The organism is Micromonospora sp. NPDC002575 (assembly GCF_042889525.1).
GTDB classification, from domain to species: Bacteria; Actinomycetota; Actinomycetes; order Mycobacteriales; family Micromonosporaceae; genus Micromonospora; species Micromonospora carbonacea.
On the sequence record NZ_JBIARA010000005.1, the window covers coordinates 281,814 to 298,011 of the forward strand.

12 protein-coding genes are annotated in these 16,198 nt (G+C 74.4%); all 12 read left to right on the forward strand.

What is annotated here, in order from left to right:
- Positions 1–228: 228 nt before the first annotated feature.
- The 12 genes from ACFYWL_RS11085 to ACFYWL_RS11140 all read left to right on the forward strand — a co-directional run bounded on the left by ACFYWL_RS11085 (position 229) and on the right by ACFYWL_RS11140 (position 16,170).
- Complete coding sequence (locus ACFYWL_RS11085; protein ID WP_074474870.1) at positions 229–471, forward strand: acyl carrier protein; 243 nt, start codon at positions 229–231, stop codon at positions 469–471.
- The gene (locus tag ACFYWL_RS11090; RefSeq protein ID WP_386970413.1) at positions 464–2,038 is read left to right on the forward strand and encodes a class I adenylate-forming enzyme family protein; all 1,575 of its coding nucleotides are present in this window, start codon (positions 464–466) and stop codon (positions 2,036–2,038) included. The genes ACFYWL_RS11085 and ACFYWL_RS11090 overlap by 8 nt, the downstream gene beginning before the upstream one ends.
- 112 nt (positions 2,039–2,150) lie before the next feature.
- Positions 2,151–2,870, forward strand: coding sequence for a Phenylacetic acid catabolic protein (locus ACFYWL_RS11095; protein WP_176734421.1), 720 nt, complete (start codon positions 2,151–2,153; stop codon positions 2,868–2,870).
- Positions 2,871–2,889: 19 nt separating this feature from the next.
- On the forward strand, positions 2,890–4,020 hold the full coding sequence (locus ACFYWL_RS11100) for a radical SAM protein (RefSeq protein ID WP_386970416.1): 1,131 nt from the start codon (positions 2,890–2,892) through the stop codon (positions 4,018–4,020).
- A 30-nt stretch (positions 4,021–4,050) separates the two neighbouring features.
- Positions 4,051–4,308 (forward strand): acyl carrier protein, encoded by a 258-nt coding sequence (locus tag ACFYWL_RS11105; protein ID WP_043960761.1) that lies wholly within the window; start codon positions 4,051–4,053, stop codon positions 4,306–4,308.
- Positions 4,305–5,117 carry an enoyl-ACP reductase FabI gene (fabI, locus tag ACFYWL_RS11110; RefSeq protein WP_386970419.1) on the forward strand — a complete coding sequence of 271 codons (813 nt, stop codon included), beginning with the start codon at positions 4,305–4,307 and terminating at the stop codon, positions 5,115–5,117. The genes ACFYWL_RS11105 and fabI overlap by 4 nt, the downstream gene beginning before the upstream one ends.
- Before the next feature lie 21 nt (positions 5,118–5,138).
- Entirely contained in the window at positions 5,139–8,390 is a 3,252-nt protein-coding gene (aroA, locus tag ACFYWL_RS11115; protein WP_386970421.1) for a 3-phosphoshikimate 1-carboxyvinyltransferase, read from the forward strand.
- Positions 8,387–9,535: an acyl-CoA dehydrogenase family protein gene (locus tag ACFYWL_RS11120; protein WP_386970424.1), complete on the forward strand. Its 1,149-nt coding sequence runs from the start codon at positions 8,387–8,389 to the stop codon at positions 9,533–9,535. The genes aroA and ACFYWL_RS11120 overlap by 4 nt, the downstream gene beginning before the upstream one ends.
- Positions 9,532–10,326 (forward strand): SDR family oxidoreductase, encoded by a 795-nt coding sequence (locus ACFYWL_RS11125; protein ID WP_386970427.1) that lies wholly within the window; start codon positions 9,532–9,534, stop codon positions 10,324–10,326. The genes ACFYWL_RS11120 and ACFYWL_RS11125 overlap by 4 nt, the downstream gene beginning before the upstream one ends.
- Positions 10,323–12,311 carry an FAD-dependent oxidoreductase gene (locus ACFYWL_RS11130; RefSeq protein WP_386970430.1) on the forward strand — a complete coding sequence of 663 codons (1,989 nt, stop codon included), beginning with the start codon at positions 10,323–10,325 and terminating at the stop codon, positions 12,309–12,311. The genes ACFYWL_RS11125 and ACFYWL_RS11130 overlap by 4 nt, the downstream gene beginning before the upstream one ends.
- Positions 12,308–14,320 (forward strand): ATP-binding cassette domain-containing protein, encoded by a 2,013-nt coding sequence (locus ACFYWL_RS11135; RefSeq protein ID WP_386970433.1) that lies wholly within the window; start codon positions 12,308–12,310, stop codon positions 14,318–14,320. The genes ACFYWL_RS11130 and ACFYWL_RS11135 overlap by 4 nt, the downstream gene beginning before the upstream one ends.
- A complete protein-coding gene (locus ACFYWL_RS11140) occupies positions 14,317–16,170 on the forward strand; it encodes an ABC transporter ATP-binding protein (protein ID WP_386970436.1) in 1,854 nt (617 codons plus the stop codon). Before ACFYWL_RS11135 ends, ACFYWL_RS11140 begins: the two co-directional genes overlap by 4 nt.
- The last annotated feature ends 28 nt before the right edge of the window (positions 16,171–16,198 follow it).

Here is a 16,198-nt window from a genome sequence, read left to right on the forward strand (position 1 = left end):
TCGGCCGGCCACTTACCCCCATTCGGCCAGATGGTACATATATACGCACCAATTTTCGGCGCGGATATCCGGACGTCGCAGGTGGTGGGACGAATCGATGTCCCTTCTGGACAGCGTCAGGCCCCCTCGGTATGGTCCCGACGAGTTCCCAAGCGAGGGAAACGCTCGCTGCTGCAAGGTCGCGGTGGCCCGTGGAATCACATTGACATGGAGACCGCTTCAGTGACTATGACCGATTTGCAACTGAAGATGACATCCATCTGCGCCGACGTGCTGAACCGTTCCACCCTCGGGCCGGACGAGGACCTTGTCGCGCTGGGCATGGACTCGGTCGCGGCGGTGGAGATCGTGACCCGCGTCGAGACGGCCTACGGGGTCGACGTCGTCGACGTCATCTTCGACAACCCCACGGTGAACCGCCTCTGTGACCTGGTGGGGGCCGCCGCCGGCAGCGACAGCACACATGCCTAGTCCGCTGGACGAGCCGGATCTCGCGGTCACCACGAACCTGCTCGACCTCGTCCGCGCCGCCGCCGAGCGCCACGGCGACCGCCCGTACCTGGTCCCCGCCGAGCCGGGCGGCCGGACGGCGAGCTTCGCCGACGTCCTGACCTTCACCCGGGGTTGCGCCGCCCTGCTCGACGAGCACGGCGTCCCACCCGGGGGCCGGGTGGCGGTGGTCATGCACAACACCTCGCTGACGGCGCTGCTGTTCATCGGCGTCATCGCCGCGCAGCGCGTGCTCGTGCCGCTCAACCCGAAGTCGGGGCCGGGAGAGCTGGACGCGCTGCTCGCGCACTGCGCGCCCGCGCTGGTGCTCGCCCCCGCGCCGGTCACCGCCAAGATCGGCCCGGGGCCGCGCCGGATCGTCGTGGACGACGCCGAGGCCCTCCTGGCCGACGTGCTGGCGCGCGGCGCGGCGTACCGGGGGGAGCTGACCGCCCCCCGCGACGGCGGGGCGGGCGACGCGGAGATCGTCTACACCTCCGGCTCGACCGGGGTGCCCAAGGGCGTCGTGCTGTCGCACCGCAGCCTGCTCGCCAACTCCCTGGCCATGGTGAGGTGGGCCGACGCGGGCCCCGACGACGTCTTCCTCAACGTCGTACCGCTGTTCCACGCCGGAGGGCAGGGTTTCCCGACGCTCACCCCGCTGTGGAGCGGCGGCCGGTCGGTCTGCGTGCGGTCCGAGACGGCGCTGGTGCGGTTCTGGCACTACGTGGACCGGCACCGACCGACGTGGACGCTGGTCGTCAACGCCTACCTGGCCAACCTGGTGGAGCGGCCGGAGCGGCCGGCCACCGGCAGCCTCAAGGGCGTCCTCGCCGGCGGCTCGGCGCTCGGCCCGGAGCTGATCCACCGCTTCGAGGACACCTTCGGCATCGGCGTCCACCAGGTGTACGGCATGACGGAGATGACCTCCCTGACGACGGTGGAGCCGCGCGACCGCCGGCCCGGGGAGCCCCGCAGCGCCGGGCTGCCCGTGCCGTTCGCCCGGGTGCGCGTGGTCGGCCCCGACGGGCGGGACGTCCCGACGGGCGAGAACGGCGAGGTCCTGCTCAGCGGCCCGAGCATCTTCACCCGCTACGAGGCCGCGCCGGAGCTCACCGCGCAGCGGCTCGACGACGGCTGGGTGCGCAGCGGCGACCTGGGGCACCTCGACGAACGCGGCGAGCTGTCGATCGTCGACCGGATCGACAGCATGGTCATCGTCAGCGGCGAGAACGTCTACCCCGCCGAGATCGAGAACGCGGTGCCCCACCTGGCGGGCGTCGAGGACGCCGTCGTCGCGGCGCTGCCGCACCCGGTCACGGGCGTGGAGCTGATCCTCGTCTACACGCTGCTGCCCGGCGCCGCCGCCGACGACGACGTCTGGCGCGCGACGCTGCTGAGGTTCCTGAGCCCGTTCAAGGTGCCCCGCAGGTTCGTCGCGCTCAAGGAGATCGGCGTCGACGCCTTTCCGCGTACCCCGCTCGGGAAGATCCAGCGGCCGGAAGTGCAGCGGCTGGCGGTCGACAGTCTTTCCCCGTCCCGAACCTGAGTCGGGCCACCAGAACTCCACGCGATTCGGCGGGAATGCCGTAACGGTGCGGCAGATCCCTTTCTTTCCGGCCGGCACCATTCGGGCTTTAGTCGACAGGAGGTGGTTTGTCATGTCAGTCGAGATCCTCGACGACGAGGAAGTCGTGGTGCGTACCCCCGAAGAGTTCAAGCGCATGCCCCGGGCGTACCAGAAGGCGCTGATCAGCCAGGTCATGATCAATACGGAGGGCGAGCTCTCCGGCGGTGACGACTACACCATGATGTTCATCCCGCTGGCCCCCAACGCCGAGGAGCGCCAGGTGTGCGCCGAGCGGGCGGCGGAGGAGTACGACCACTACAAGATCGGCAAGCGGGTCCTCGCCGAGATCGGCATCGACACGACCTACATGGAGGAGCAGACGATCGAGGAGCGGCGGCTCTTCTCCGACAAGCGCCTGCACCAGTGCACCACGTGGGCCGAGCGCGGGATCTACTCCTACATCGGCGAGGAGAGCGCCCTGCTGATGATCAGGGAGTTCGCCGAGAGCAGCTACAAGCCCTGGGCCGACGCCGTCCGCACGATCATCCTCGACGAGAAGATCCACATCGCGCACGGCGCGCGGGTCTGCCGCAACCTGGCCACCACCGACGAGGGCCGCGAGCAGCTACAGGCCGGCCTCAACCGCCTGTGGCCGGTGTTCCAGGGCCTCTTCGGCACCCCGGACTCCGAGCGCTCCAAGCGGGCGGTCCGGTTCGGCCTGCGCAGGACGACCAACCGTGAGGCCCTGGAGAAGTGGTTGCAGACGGTCACGCCCCGCATCCACTCCCTCGGGCTCGTCGTACCGGACTGACGAAAGGGACGACCGCGTCATGCCCACCCCTGTCGCCATCAATCCACGCCCGCCGTCCCGCAAGGAGGCCAAGGCCCGGCTCCAGGCGCTGCTCGCCGGCCGCCCCGACCTGGCCGCGCGGCTCGCCGCCGTCCGGGACATGGGCCTGCGGGTCACCGCGTCCGAGGTCCACCTGACCACCACGTGCAACATCCGCTGCAAGGGCTGCTGGTACTTCGAGGGAGGCTTCGACGCGGCCGTACCGGAGACGTCCGACCCCGTCGTCATCTCCGACTTCGTCGACTCGCTCGTCGCCCGGGGCGTCACCCAGGCGACGCTCATCGGCGGCGAGCCCACGCTGGTGCTCAACCGGGTCGTGCCGTTCGTCGAGCGGCTCCCGTACGTCACGATCTCCACCAACGGGATCCGGCCGCTGCCGCGCGCCGGGTTCGAGGACGTCGCGGTGGCGATCAGCCTGTTCGGCGGCGGCCCGCTCGACGACTCCCTGCGCGGCTACCGCCCGAACGGGTCGGCGTTCACCGGGCTCTTCGAGACCGCCCTCGGGCACTACCGCAACGACCCGCGCGTCATCTTCGTGTACGCGCTGTCGGAGGAGGGCCTGCAATACGTCGAGCCGACGGTGCGGGCCATCCAGGACAACGGCAACCAGGTCACCTTCAACTTCTACTCCGACCACGGCAGCGACCACGCGCTGCGGATCGACAACGAGCAGCGCACCCTCGCCGAGGCGCTGCGGATCAAGGAGAAGTACCCGGACACGGTGGTCAGCCACCCGTACTTCATCGAGACGCTGATCACCGGGCGCAGCCACTGGGGCGGCCAGTTCGGCTACGACGTCTGCCCGAGCATCAGCGTCGAGCACCCCGACCACGCCGACCGGATCGCCAACGGCAACCCCGTCCTGGACGGCTTCGCCGTCTACGGCGCCGACTACCAGACCCTCCAGTTCTGCTGCACGTCCGGCAACTGCGCCGACTGCCGCGACAGCCAGGGCGTCTACAGCTGGCTCCTGGTCAGCGCCAACCGGTTCCTCGACGACGTCGGCCGGCTGGAGACCTGGCTCGACCTGGCGGAGAGCTACTGGCGTCAGTGGTACTGGGCGCAGCGGCACCACGCCAACTTCGCCCGCCGCGCGCCGCTGGCCGCGTAGCCGACCAACCCGACCGAAGGAGTGCCCCGCATGTCTTCCCCCTCTGCACCGATCACCGAGTCCGTCGTCGCCGACCGGCTCCGCGTCGAGCTGATCGACCTGGGCGTCGACGAGGAGGCGATCACCCCGGATGCCAAGTTCGACCAGCTCGACATCGACTCGCTGGACGTCGCCGACCTGATGGCCATGGTCGTCAAGGAGTTCAAGGTGGAGATCCCGCGCAGCGAGCTGGCCGACGTCACCATCGGGCAACTCGTCACGCGGATCGTCGCGGGCGCGTCACATTGACCTCCCTGCTCAGCCTGGACAAGCGCCGCTACCTGGTCACCGGCGTCCTCAACAACGAGTCGATCGCCTGGCACGTGGCGGCGGCCCTGCAACGGGAGGGCTGCGAGGTCGTCCTGACCTCGTTCGGTCGGGTGGCCCGCATCACCCGCAAGGTGGCCGACCTGCTGCCGTCCCCGGCCGAGGTGCTCGACCTGGACGTCATGTCCGACGAGAGCGTCGCGTCCCTGGCCGAGCAGATCGAGAGCCGGTGGGGGCAGCTCGACGGCGTGCTGCACAGCATCGCCGCCGCACCGCCCGACGCGCTGGGCCCGGGCTTCGTCAGCGCGCCGGCCAGCGGCGTGCTCGACGGGTTCCGGGCGTCGGCGTACTCCTTCCAGCAGCTCACCACCGCGCTCGCGCCGCTGCTCGCGCGCGCGCCGGGCGGCGGCGCGGCGGTCGGCCTGACCGTCGACTCCACCCGCGCCCTGCCCGGCTACGGCTGGATGGGGGTCTACAAGTCGGCGCTGGAGGCCGTCGCCCGCTATCTCGCGCTGCACCTCGGGCCGTCCGGCATCCGGGTCAACCTGGTCGCCGCCGGCCCGATCGAGACGGTGTCGGCGCGCGGGGTGCGCACCTTCGCCGAGCTGGCCGACCAGTACGAGCGGTGGGCCCCGCTCGGCTGGGACCGCGCCGACCCGGCGCGCGTCGTCGGCGCGGTCCTGTTCCTGCTGTCGGACCTGTCCCGGCACACGACGGGGCAGGTGGTGCACGCCGACGGCGGCATGCACGCCGTCTTCGGCGGGGTCGGCGTGTCGCCGGCGACCGGCTGACACACACTGCGGGGAGCGACCGTGCGTCTTGTCATCAAGGGGACCAGCGAACCCCTCGTGGGGGAACTCGACATACCGGCATCGAAATACCATGCCCACCGCGCGCTGATGCTGGCGTCGCTCGCCGAGGGGACGAGCCGCATCCACGGCGCCTGCGGCGCCGGCCACGTGCGCCACACCATCGCCGCCCTGCGTGACCTCGGCACGTCGATCACCGTCGACGACGACACGTTCGTGGTGCGCGGCGGCCCCTACCGGCCGGTCCGCCCGGAGGTCTCGGTCGGCAGCTCCGGTACCACGCTCTACTTCCTGACCGGGCTGGCCGCGCTGGCCGGGTCGCCGGTGACCATCACCGGCCAGAAGTACTTCCGGCGGCGGCCCATCGGCCCGCTGCTCGACGCGCTGGCCGGCATCGGCGTGGAGATCGAGTCCACGGGCGGGCTCCTGCCGATCCGGGTCCCGGCCCGCCCGCCGACCGGGGGACGGGTGGAGATCCCGGGCACCCTCTCGCAGTGGATCTCCAGCCTGCTGCTGGTCGGCCCGTTCGCCACGGGACCGACCGTGGTCGACGTCGTCGGCCCGTTCAACGAGCGCTCCTACGTCGACCTCACCATCGCGATGATGCGGCGGTTCGGCCTGCACGTGAGCGTCGGCGCGGACGGGCGGCGGTTCGAGATCGAGCCGGGGCAGCGGGCCACCCCCGCCGAGATCCACCTGCCGCCCGACGTCGGCGCGGCGGCCTTCGGCCTGGCGGCGGCGGCCCTGCACCCGTCCGACGTCCTCTTCCGAGGGCTGCCGGCCGGCCCGTCGGGCGAGGTCGACCACCCCGAGGCCGACCTGCTGGACCACCTGCGCGAGATGGGCCTGCCGCTGCTGCGCGACCCGGCCACCGGCTGGACCCGGGTGCGGCACGACGGGTCGCGGCTGGCCGGCGTACGCGTCGACTGCCGCGCCGTGCCCGACATGCTCCCGGTGCTCAGCGTGCTGGGGGCCCACGCCCGGGGCGTCACCGTCCTGGAGAACGTGGCGCACGTCCGGCTCAAGGAGTCCGACCGGGTCGCCGCGATGCTCCAGCTCAACCGGATGGGCGGGCGGGTGCGGCTGGACGCCGACCAGCTCGTCTGCGACGGAGTGGACCGGCTGCGGGAGGCCGACCTGTCCTCGTTCAACGACCACCGGGTGCTGATGGCCCTGGCCGTGGCGGCGTCCCGGGCCTGCGGCGAGAGCCGGCTGACCTACCCCAACGCCCACCGCATCTCCTACCCGCAGTTCCTCGACCAGATGAACGCGGTCGGCCTGAACATGTCCGTCGACCGGGCCCCGGTCGGCCGGGCCCGGGCCGACCGGCCGCCGGCCGACCGGGAGCCCGCCCGGCCGGCGGCGCTGCCGTCCCCCGCCCGGCTGGCCGCCACCGGCCCCGCCGACCTGGTACGCCGGCACGCCCGCGCCCGCCCGGACACCGCCGCCGTCATCGAGGCCGCCTCGGCGGGGCGGCCGGGCGGCGTACTCACCTGGCGGGAGCTGGACCGGCGCGCGGACGCCGCGGCGGCGCTGCTGCTGGAGCTGGGGGTCGGGCCGGGCGAGGTGGTGGCCTGGCAGTTGCCCAACTGGCACGAGTTCGTGGTGCTCGCCCTCGCCACCGTGCGGATCGGCGCGGTCTGCTGCCCGATGATGCCGTTCTTCCGGGAGCGGGAGGTCGACGACCTGCTGCGCCGCTCGCGGGCGCGGGTGTTCGTGGTGCCCGCCGCCTTCCGGGGGCGCGACCACGTCGCCGAGACCGCGGCGGTGCTGGCCGCGCCCGGCGCGCCGGCCGTGGCGCACGTCCTCGTCGTCGGCGGCGACGGCCCGCTGCCGGCGGGCGCGGCGTCTCCGGGGCCGGAGCCGACGGGCCCGGTGTCGCCCGGCCCGGTGTCGCCCGGCCCGGTGTCGGCGGGCCCGGTGTCGGCGGGCCCGGTGTCGGCGGGCCCGGTGTCGGCGGGCCCGGTGTCGGCGGGCACGGAGTCGTCCGGTCCGGCACCGGCGGGCCGCCCGGCCGCGCGGTGGCAGCGGTTCGGCGCGGCCCTCGCCCGGCAGCGCCCCGACCCGGCGGCCCTGGCCGCCCGCCGGCCCGCCCCGGACGCCCTCGCCCAGCTCATGTTCACCTCGGGCACGTCCGGCCAGCCCAAGGGCGTGCTGCACCGCGCCGACACGCTGACCCGCGCGGCGGCGATGCAGGCCCGTCACCTCGGGCTCACGGCGGCCGACCGGTTGTACGTGCCGTCGCCCCTGGCGCACCAGACCGGCTTCCTCTACGGCATGTGGGTCGGCTTCGTCATCGGCGCGCCGGTCGTGCTGGAGCCGATCTGGAGCGGCCCCGCCGCCCTGGCCACCCTGCACCGCACCGGCGCGACCTTCGTCCAGGCCGCCACGCCGTTCCTCGCCGACCTGGTGGACGCCGTCGAGGCCGGCGGCGCGCCGCCGGAGGCGCTGCGCGTCTTCGTCGCCACCGGCGCGGCGGTGCCCCGCACCCTCGCCGAGCGGGCCACCCGCACCCTGGGCGCGGCGGTGTGCGGCGCGTGGGGCTCCACGGAGTCCTGCCTCGGCACGCTCGCCGCGCCGACCGACGAGCCGGCCCGCGCCTGGGGCACGGACGGCCGCGCGCTGCGCGGCGTGCGGATCCGGGTCACCGACGACGGCGGCGCCGTCCTGCCCGCCGGCACCGAGGGCAACTTCGAGGTCGGGGGCGACTGCCTCTTCGCCGGCTACCTCGACCATCCCGAGTGGACGGCCGCCGCCCTGACGCCCGACGGCTGGTACCGCAGCGGGGACCTGGCGGTCATCGACGAGGCCGGGTTCGTGCGGATCACCGGCCGGGTGCGCGACGTCATCAACCGGGGCGGGGAGAAGATCCCGGTGGCCGAGGTGGAGCAGCTCCTGCACACCCACCCGGCCGTCCGCGACGTGGCGATCGTCGCGATGCCGGACCCGCGCCTCGGCGAACGGGCCTGCGCCTTCGTCGTGCCGCAGCCGGCACCGGAGGCTACCGGGCCGGCAGAGGCGACCGGGCCGGCGGAGGCGGCCGGGCCGGCAGTGGTGGCCGGGCCGGGGGGTTCGCCCGAGCCGCTCACGCTCGACGGGATGCGGCGGTTCCTGGACGAGCGCAAGGTCGCCAAGCAGTACTGGCCCGAGCGGCTGGAGACCGTGCCCGAGCTGCCCCGAAACGTGGTCGGCAAGGTGCAGAAGTTCGTGCTGCGAGACCAGCTCAAGAAGATCATCAGCGAGGAGGCCACGTGACCGACGACGACGGCGAGGCGTTCGCGACGCTCGCCCGCGAGGTCGAGGCGTTCGTCCGCGGGCCCGGCGAGGAGTACGCCGAGACCATCGAGCGCACCCGGGCGGTGCCGCCGCAGCTCTGGGACGACCTGCGCGACCGTGGCTACCTGCGGCTGGCCGCCCCCGCCGAGTACGGCGGGGCCGGGCTCTCCTTCACGCAGTACCTGCGGCTGCTCGAACTGTTCTCCATGTCCCACGCGTCGCTGCGGATGATCGTGCACGTCTGCAACGGCGTCTGGCGGGCCATGGACCAGTTCGCCACCGACGAGCAGCGCAAGCGGTTCGTGCTCCCGCAGGTGGCCGGCGACCTGCGGGTGGCGTTCACCCTCACCGAACCCACCGCCGGCACCGGGGCGGACCTGCGCGCCAGCGTGGTCCGCGACGGCGACACCTACCTCCTCTCCGGCGAGAAGCACCTGATCACCTTCGGGGTGAGCTGCGACTACTGGCTGCTGTTCGCCCGGCTCGCCGGCACCAGCGGCAAGGACGGCACCGTCGCGCTCATGGTGGACCGGCACGTCCCGGGCGTCCGGGTCGAGCCGATGGCCGACACCATGGGGGTACGCGGCACCGACCACGCCCACCTGATCTTCGACGGGGCGCCGGTGCCGGTGGCCAACCGGCTCGGCGAGGAGGGCGCGGGCCTCGCGGTCGCCCTCGGCGGCTTCCTCACCCCCAGCCGCATCGGCGTCGCCATGACCTGCGTCGGCCTGGCCCGCCGCGCCCAGGAGCTGGCGGTCGCCCACGCGCGCCGCCGGGTAACCTTCGGCAAGCCGCTGACCGCCCGCCAGGCCATCGCCTTCGCGCTCGCCGAGAACGCCGCCGACATCGAGGCCGCCCGGCAGCTCACCCTGCACGCGGCGCGGCGGTGGGAGGCGGGGGCCGCCGACGCGGACGCGCTGTCCTCGATGGCCAAGCTGGTCGCCGTCGACATGCTGACCCGGGTCACCGACAAGGCGTTGCAGGCCCACGGCGGCATCGGCTACTGGGAGGGCAGCCCCATCGAGCGCGTCTACCGCGACGCCCGCGCCCAGCGGTTCGAGGAAGGCACCAACGAGATCCAGAAGACGGTCATCGCACGAGAGATCCTGGCGGGGCAACGGTGACGAGCTACCACGGCAAGACCGCACTGATCACCGGCAGCTCCCGGGGCATCGGGCGGGCCCTCGCGCTCACCCTGGCCCGGGGCGGCGGCTCGGTCGTCGTCAACTACAAGAAGAACGCGGAGCTGGCCGACCAGGTCCGCAAGGAGATCGAGCAGCTCGGCGGCCGGGCGCTCACCGTGGCCGCCGACGTCGAGCAGCCCGAGGAGATCGACCGGCTGTTCGCCGCCGCCGAGCAGGAGTTCGGCACCCTCGACTACTTCGTCTGCAACGCGGCGGCCAGCTCGTTCAAGAACATCATGGACCTGAAGGCGCACCACCTCGACCGCTCGTACGCGATGAACCTGCGCGCGTTCGTGCTCGGCTGCCAGCACGCGGTGCGGCTGATGCCCGACGGCGGCCGGATCGTGGCCCTGTCCAGCTACGGCAGCATCCGCGCCTACCCCACGTACGCGAACCTGGGCGCGGCCAAGGCCGCGATCGAGGCGTGGGTGCGCTACATGGCCCTGGAGTTCGGCGGGCGCGGCATCAACGTCAACGCCGTCAACGGCGGCATCATCGAGACCGAGTCGTCGCAGTACTTCTACGACGTGCCCGGCATGGCCCCGCTGTCCACGGTGCTGCCCAAGATCCCCAAGGGGCGGATGGGCACCGCCCAGGAGATCGCCGACGTCGTCGCGTTCCTGCTCTCCCCGGCGGCCGAATACATCACCGGCCAGACCATCGTCGCCGACGGCGGCCTGTCGATCGTCTCGCCGCCGTTCGTCCAGGACCTGACCGCCCCGCTGACATGACGACCGGCCTGGAGCACGTGCTGCGCCCCGGCCGGATCGGCCGGCTGGCGCTGCCGCACCGCGTCGTCACCGGGGCCATGCACCTGGGCTGGGAGGCCCGCGACGACGGCGGCGCGGCGCTGGCGGCGTTCTACGTCGAGCGGGCCCGGGGCGGGGCCGGGCTGATGGTCACCGGCGGCGCGGCCGTCAGCCCGGAGGGCGCCGGGGGGCCGGGCTACGGGGTGCTCGACGACGCCCGGTTCCGGGCCCGGCTGCGGCGCGTCGCCGCCGAGGTGCGCGCCGCCGGGGGCCTGCTCGCCCTGCAACTGTTCCACGCCGGCCGGTACGCCCGGCCCGCGGCGGGCGGCCCCCACCCGGTCGCCCCGTCCGCCGTCTACAGCGCGTTCTCCCGGCACACCCCGACCGCGCTCGACGCCGCCGGCATCGCGCGTACGGTGGCGGACTTCGCCCGGGGGGCCGCCCACGCCCGCGACCTCGGCTTCGCCGCCGTGGAGATCATGGGCTCCGAGGGCTACCTGCTCGACCAGTTCCTGTCCCCGCTGACCAACCAGCGCGACGACGAGTGGGGCGGCGACCCGCAGCGGCGGGCCCGCTTCCCGGTGGCGGTGCTCCGGGCGGTGCGCGCGGCCGTCGGCGCCGACTTCCCGGTGATCGTGCGGATCACCGGCGACGACCTGCTGGCCGGCGGCACGACCCGCGACGACGTGCTGGCGTACGCTCGCGCGCTCGCCGCGGCCGGCGCGGACGCCCTCAACGTCGGGGTCGGCTGGCACGAGTCCCCGGTCCCGACCGTGCAGGCCGTGGTCCCGCCCGGGCACTGGGCGCCGGTCGCGGCGGCGGTCAAGGCGGCCGTCGGCGCGCTCCCCGTGCTGGCCAGCAACCGGATCAACCGGCTGTCGCAGGCCGAGGCCGTCCTCGCCGGCACGCCGCTGGACCTGGTGTCCATGGCGCGGCCGTTCCTCGCCGACCCGGCGCTGGTCGCCAACGCCCGCGCCGGCCGGCCGGTGAACGTCTGCGTGGCCTGCAACCAGTCCTGCATCGACCGGTCGCTGGCCGACGAGCCGGTGTCCTGCATGGTCAACCCCCGGGTCGGGCGCGAGCACGAGCCGGTGGCGACGCCCGCCGCGTCGCCCCGCCGGGTCGCCGTCGTCGGGGCCGGCCCGGCGGGCCTCAAAGCCGCCCACGAGCTGGCGCTGGCCGGGCACCGGGTCACCGTGTACGAGGCCGACGACGAGCCCGGCGGCCAGTTCCGGCTGGCGGGGCGGGTGCCCGGCAAGTCCGACTACCTGGCGGCGATCGGCTTCCTCGTCGCCGAGCTGGCCCGGCTCGGCGCGGAGCTGCACACCGGCCGCCGGATCACCGCCGCCGACCGGGACCTGCTCGGCGGCTACGACGGGGTGATCGTCGCCACCGGCGTGCTGCCCCGGTGCGTGCCGATCCCCGGCGTCGACCTGCCGCACGTGCTCGGCTACCCGGCCGCCTTCGCCGACGGGGCGCTGGGGGAACGGGTCGTCGTCATCGGCGGCGGCGGCATCGCCGTGGACCTGGCGCACCTGGCCAGCCACCCGACCGGGCCGGCGCGGCGGGTCACGGTGCTGCACCGGGGCCGTCGGCTCGGGCCCCGGCTGGGGCGCTCGACCCGGTGGGCGGTGCTCGCCGAGCTGCGCCGGCAGCGGGTCGACGTCGTGCCCGGCGTGCGCGACCTGCGGATCGACCCCGCCGGGGTGCGCTTCGCCGACGCCGAGGGACAGGAGCGCGCCGTACCCGCCGACACGGTGGTGATCGCCGCCGGGCAGGTGCCCGACGACGGCCTCGTGGCGGCGGTGCGCGCGGCCGGCGTCTGGCACCACGTCGTCGGCGGCGCGCGGGACACCGCCGGGCTGGACGCGGTGCGGGCCTTCGCCGAGGGCGCGGCGGCGGCGGAGGCGTTCCGGCGCGCGCAGGACCGCGCCGGCCAACTCGCGGGGATCGAGGAACGGGTATGACCGTCGACGGGCCGGAACGGCTTTCCGCGCTCGGCGTGCTGCGGCGCACCGCCGTGGACCGGTGGCGCATCGTGCGGCTGCTGCCGCGCGCGGGCTGGGCGGCGGTGACCGCCGCCGTCGTCAACAACGTGCTGCTGGCCGCCGCGCCGGTGCTGTTCATCGTGATGACGAGCCTGCTCGTCGGGCGGCTGCCCGCCGCCGTCCGCGACGGGGTGGACTCGCCGGCGTTCGGGCGGCTGGTGACCGCGTTCGTCGTCGCCGCCGCCGCGCTCAGCGCGCAGCAACTGCTGGCCCAGCTCCAGCTCACCACCGGGCTGCTGGTCCAGCGTCGCGTCGACGGGTGGGTCGCCGACGAGCTGATGGCCGCCGCGCTGAGCAGCCCGGGCATGGAACCGCTGGACGACCGGGCGCTGACCGACCGGCTCAGCGAGGCGTCGCGCGAGGTGGAGCAGGGCATCCAGAGCCCCGGGGCCGCCTGCGCCGGGATGCTGGCGCTGCTCGCCCGCTACGGCCAGCTCACCGGGTACGCGGTGGTCGTCGGCGTCGTGTTCTCCTGGCTCGCGGGCGTGGGCCTGCTCGCCGCCGTCCTGGCGTTCCGCCACGGGCAACGCGGCGGCCTGCGCAAGTACGCGGCGATCTACGGCACGATCGTGGCCCGGGTGCGCCGGCTGACGTACTTCCGCTCCGTCGCCACCGGCAAGCCGGCCGCGAAGGAGATCCGCGTCTTCGGGCTCCTGCCGTGGCTGCGCGAGCAGTACGCGGCGGCCTACCTGGACTGGATGCGCCCGGTCTGGGCCGAGCGCCGCCGCGTCTACCTGCGGCCCTACTTCGGCTACACGTCCCTCGGGCTGGTGGTCCTCGTCGCCGTCCTCGCCGCGCTGGGCCTGGCCGGCGGGCAGCGGGAGGTCGACCTCACCCGGCTGGCGCTGGTCGTCCAGGCCGTCCTGGCGGCGATCCAGCTCGGCGAGTTCTATCCCGAGGCCGACGTGCAGACCCAGTTCGGCATGAACGCCTACCGGGCGGTCGACGAGTTCCGCGCCGGCATGCAAGCCCGATCCGCCCCGGCGTCCGTGCCCGCCCCGGCACCCGCCCCGGCACCCGCGTCGGCACCCGCACCCGCGCTCCCGCCCGCGCCGGGCCCGGCCGGGGAGCCGGGCGCGCCGCCCGCCGCCGGGCCGATCCGGTTCGAGGCGGTGTCCTACCGCTACCCGCACCGCTCCGCGCCCGTCTTCACCGACCTGGACCTCACCCTGCCCCCGGGCAGGTGCACCGCGATCGTGGGGCTCAACGGCGCCGGCAAGACCACCCTCGTCAAGCTGCTCGCCCGGCTGGCGACCCCGACCTCGGGCCGGATCACCGCGGGCGGGCAGCCCGTCGACGCGCTGCCCGTGGCGCGGTGGCGCGGCAACCTCGCCGTGATCTTCCAGGACTACCTGCGGTACGAGGCCAGCGCCGCCGACAACATCGCGCTCGGTGCCGCCGGACAGGCCGGTGACCTCGCCGGCATCCGGGCGGCGGCCGAGGCGGCGGGCATCCTGGGCACGCTCGACGCGCTGCCGCAGGGGCTGGACACCCCGCTGTCCGGGCAGCTCCGCGGCGGGGTGGACCTCTCCGGCGGCCAGTGGCAGCGGCTCGCCATCGCCCGGGCGCTGTTCGCCGTCCGCCACGGCGCGTCGGTGCTCGTCCTCGACGAGCCGACGGCGAGCCTGGACGTCCGCGCCGAGGCGCGGTTCTTCGACGAGATCATCGCCGCCACGGCGGGCGTCACCACGGTCCTCATCTCGCACCGGTTCGCCACCGTGCGCCGCGCCGACCACATCGTCGTGCTGGCCGACGGGCGCGTCGCCGAGCAGGGCTCGCACGACGAGCTGCTGCGCCAGGGCGGCCGGTACGCCCGGCTGTTCGAGCTGCAGGCGGCCCGCTTCCTCGACGACCGCCCGGACGGCGACGCCCCGGGCGGTCGGGACGGCGAGCCCGTGGAGATCGGACAGGAGCGGAGCCTCGGATGAGTCGCGGACTGCTGTCGGCCGCCTGGTCGCTGTGGCGGACCTCGCTGCGTCAGGACCGGCGCAAGGCCGTCACAGCGCTGGTCCTCGTCATCGCCGGCGCGGCGGCGTGGCCCCTGGTGGCGATCATGCTGCGCGTCCTGTTCGAGGCCGCGAACGCCGGCCGGCCGGTCGCCGCGAGCCTGGCCGGGGTCGCCGTGGCGGTGCTGCTGATCGCGGGCCTCACCCTCGGCCACTTCGCGCACATCGCCTACTTCGAGCTGTCCGAGCTGGACGTCCTGCACCTGCACCAGGAGCTGATGGAGGCCACCAACGGCTCGGCCGGGATGGCCCACTTCGAGCGGCCCGAGTTCGCCGACAAGGTCAGGATCCTGGAGGAGGACGTCGAGCAGCTCCGCGTCGGCCTCCAGGCCGTGCTGACCGGCGTCGGGCTGGCCGTCGCCATGGCGCTGACGACGGCGGTGCTCGCCTCGCTGAACCCGCTGCTGCTGTTGCTCCCGGTGGTCGCCGTGCCGCCGCTGCTGGCCGGCCGGCGGGCGGAGCGCATGGTGAACCGGTCGCGGGAGGCCAGCGCCGAGTCCACCCGCCGGGCCCTGGGCCTGTTCCGCCTCGCCACCCGGGCCGCGTCCGGCAAGGAACTGCGGGTCTTCGGCCTGGAACAGGAGGTGCGCCGCCGGCACGGCGTGTTCTGGCAGGACTCCACCCGGCGGCTGTGGCGCACGCAGGCCGTGGCGAGCCTCGTCCGCATGCTCGGGCAGCTGGCGTTCGCGGGGGGCTACATCGCCGCCGTGCTGCTGATCCTGCGCGACGCCGTCGCCGGCCGCCGGGGCGTGGGCGACGTCATCCTGGTCGTCACCATCGCCGCGCAGGTCAACCAGCAGGTGGCTGCGGCGGTCGGCGTCCTCCAGGACCTCCAGCGGCTGCGCAGCGTCTACCAGCGGCTCGACGAGGTCCACGAGCTGGTCCGGGCCGGGGAGCGCGCCGACCGGGGCGAGGCCCGGCCCGCCGCCCCCGCCGGCCCGAGCGCCCTCGCCGGCCCGTCCGCCCCGCCGGCCGGGTCGCCGCCGCCGGAGCGGCTGCGCGACGGCATCCGGCTCGTCGGCGTCGAGCTGCGCTACCCCGGCGGGGCGCAGCCGGTGCTCGCCGGCCTCGACCTGCACCTGCCGGCCGGCGCGACCGTGGCGATCGTCGGCGACAACGGCGCCGGCAAGACCACCCTGGTCAAGCTCGCCTGCGGGCTGCTGCGCCCGACCGCCGGCCGGGTCCTCGTCGACGGCGTCGACCTGACCGACCTGTCGCTGCCCGGGTGGCGGGCCCGGATCGCGGCCGGCTTCCAGGACTTCGTACGCCTCGAACTGCCGGCCCGGCGGACCGTCGGCGTCGGCGACCTGCCCCGGCTCGACGACGAGCCGGCGGTGCGTGCCGCGCTGGAGCGCGCCGGCGCCGGCGACCTCGTCGGGCAGCTCGAAGCCGGCCTGGACACCCAGCTCGGCCGCGAGTACGCCGACGGTGCCGAGCTCTCCGGCGGCCAGTGGCAGAAGCTCGCCCTCGGACGGGCGTTCATGCGCGACGATCCCCTGCTGGTCGTCCTCGACGAGCCCGCCGCCGCCCTCGACGCCGAGGCCGAGCACGCCATGTTCGAGCGGTACCGGCTCCAGGCCGCCCGGGTCGCCGCCGCCACGGGCGCGGTCAGCGTGTTCGTGTCGCACCGCTTCTCCACCGTCCAGATGGCCGACCTGATCGTGGTGCTCGCCGACGGCCGGGTCGCCGAGCTGGGCGGCCACGCCGACCTGATCGCCGCCGACGGCCTCTACGCGGAGATGTTCGAGCTACAGGCGAGGGCGTACCGGTGACCGGGGTGGACGCCGACGTCCGGCCCAC

Bases quoted from the DNA above. Each gene is read 5' to 3' on its own strand.
- ACFYWL_RS11100 (WP_386970416.1), top strand. From the start codon at position 2,890: ATGCCCACCCCTGTCGCCATCAATCCACGCCCGCCGTCCCGCAAGGAG.
- ACFYWL_RS11095 (WP_176734421.1), top strand. From the start codon at position 2,151: ATGTCAGTCGAGATCCTCGACGACGAGGAAGTCGTGGTGCGTACCCCC.
- ACFYWL_RS11105 (WP_043960761.1), top strand. From the start codon at position 4,051: ATGTCTTCCCCCTCTGCACCGATCACCGAGTCCGTCGTCGCCGACCGG.
- ACFYWL_RS11085 (WP_074474870.1), top strand. From the start codon at position 229: ATGACCGATTTGCAACTGAAGATGACATCCATCTGCGCCGACGTGCTG.
- ACFYWL_RS11130 (WP_386970430.1), top strand. From the start codon at position 10,323: ATGACGACCGGCCTGGAGCACGTGCTGCGCCCCGGCCGGATCGGCCGG.
- ACFYWL_RS11135 (WP_386970433.1), top strand. From the start codon at position 12,308: ATGACCGTCGACGGGCCGGAACGGCTTTCCGCGCTCGGCGTGCTGCGG.
- ACFYWL_RS11090 (WP_386970413.1), top strand. From the start codon at position 464: ATGCCTAGTCCGCTGGACGAGCCGGATCTCGCGGTCACCACGAACCTG.
- ACFYWL_RS11140 (WP_386970436.1), top strand. From the start codon at position 14,317: ATGAGTCGCGGACTGCTGTCGGCCGCCTGGTCGCTGTGGCGGACCTCG.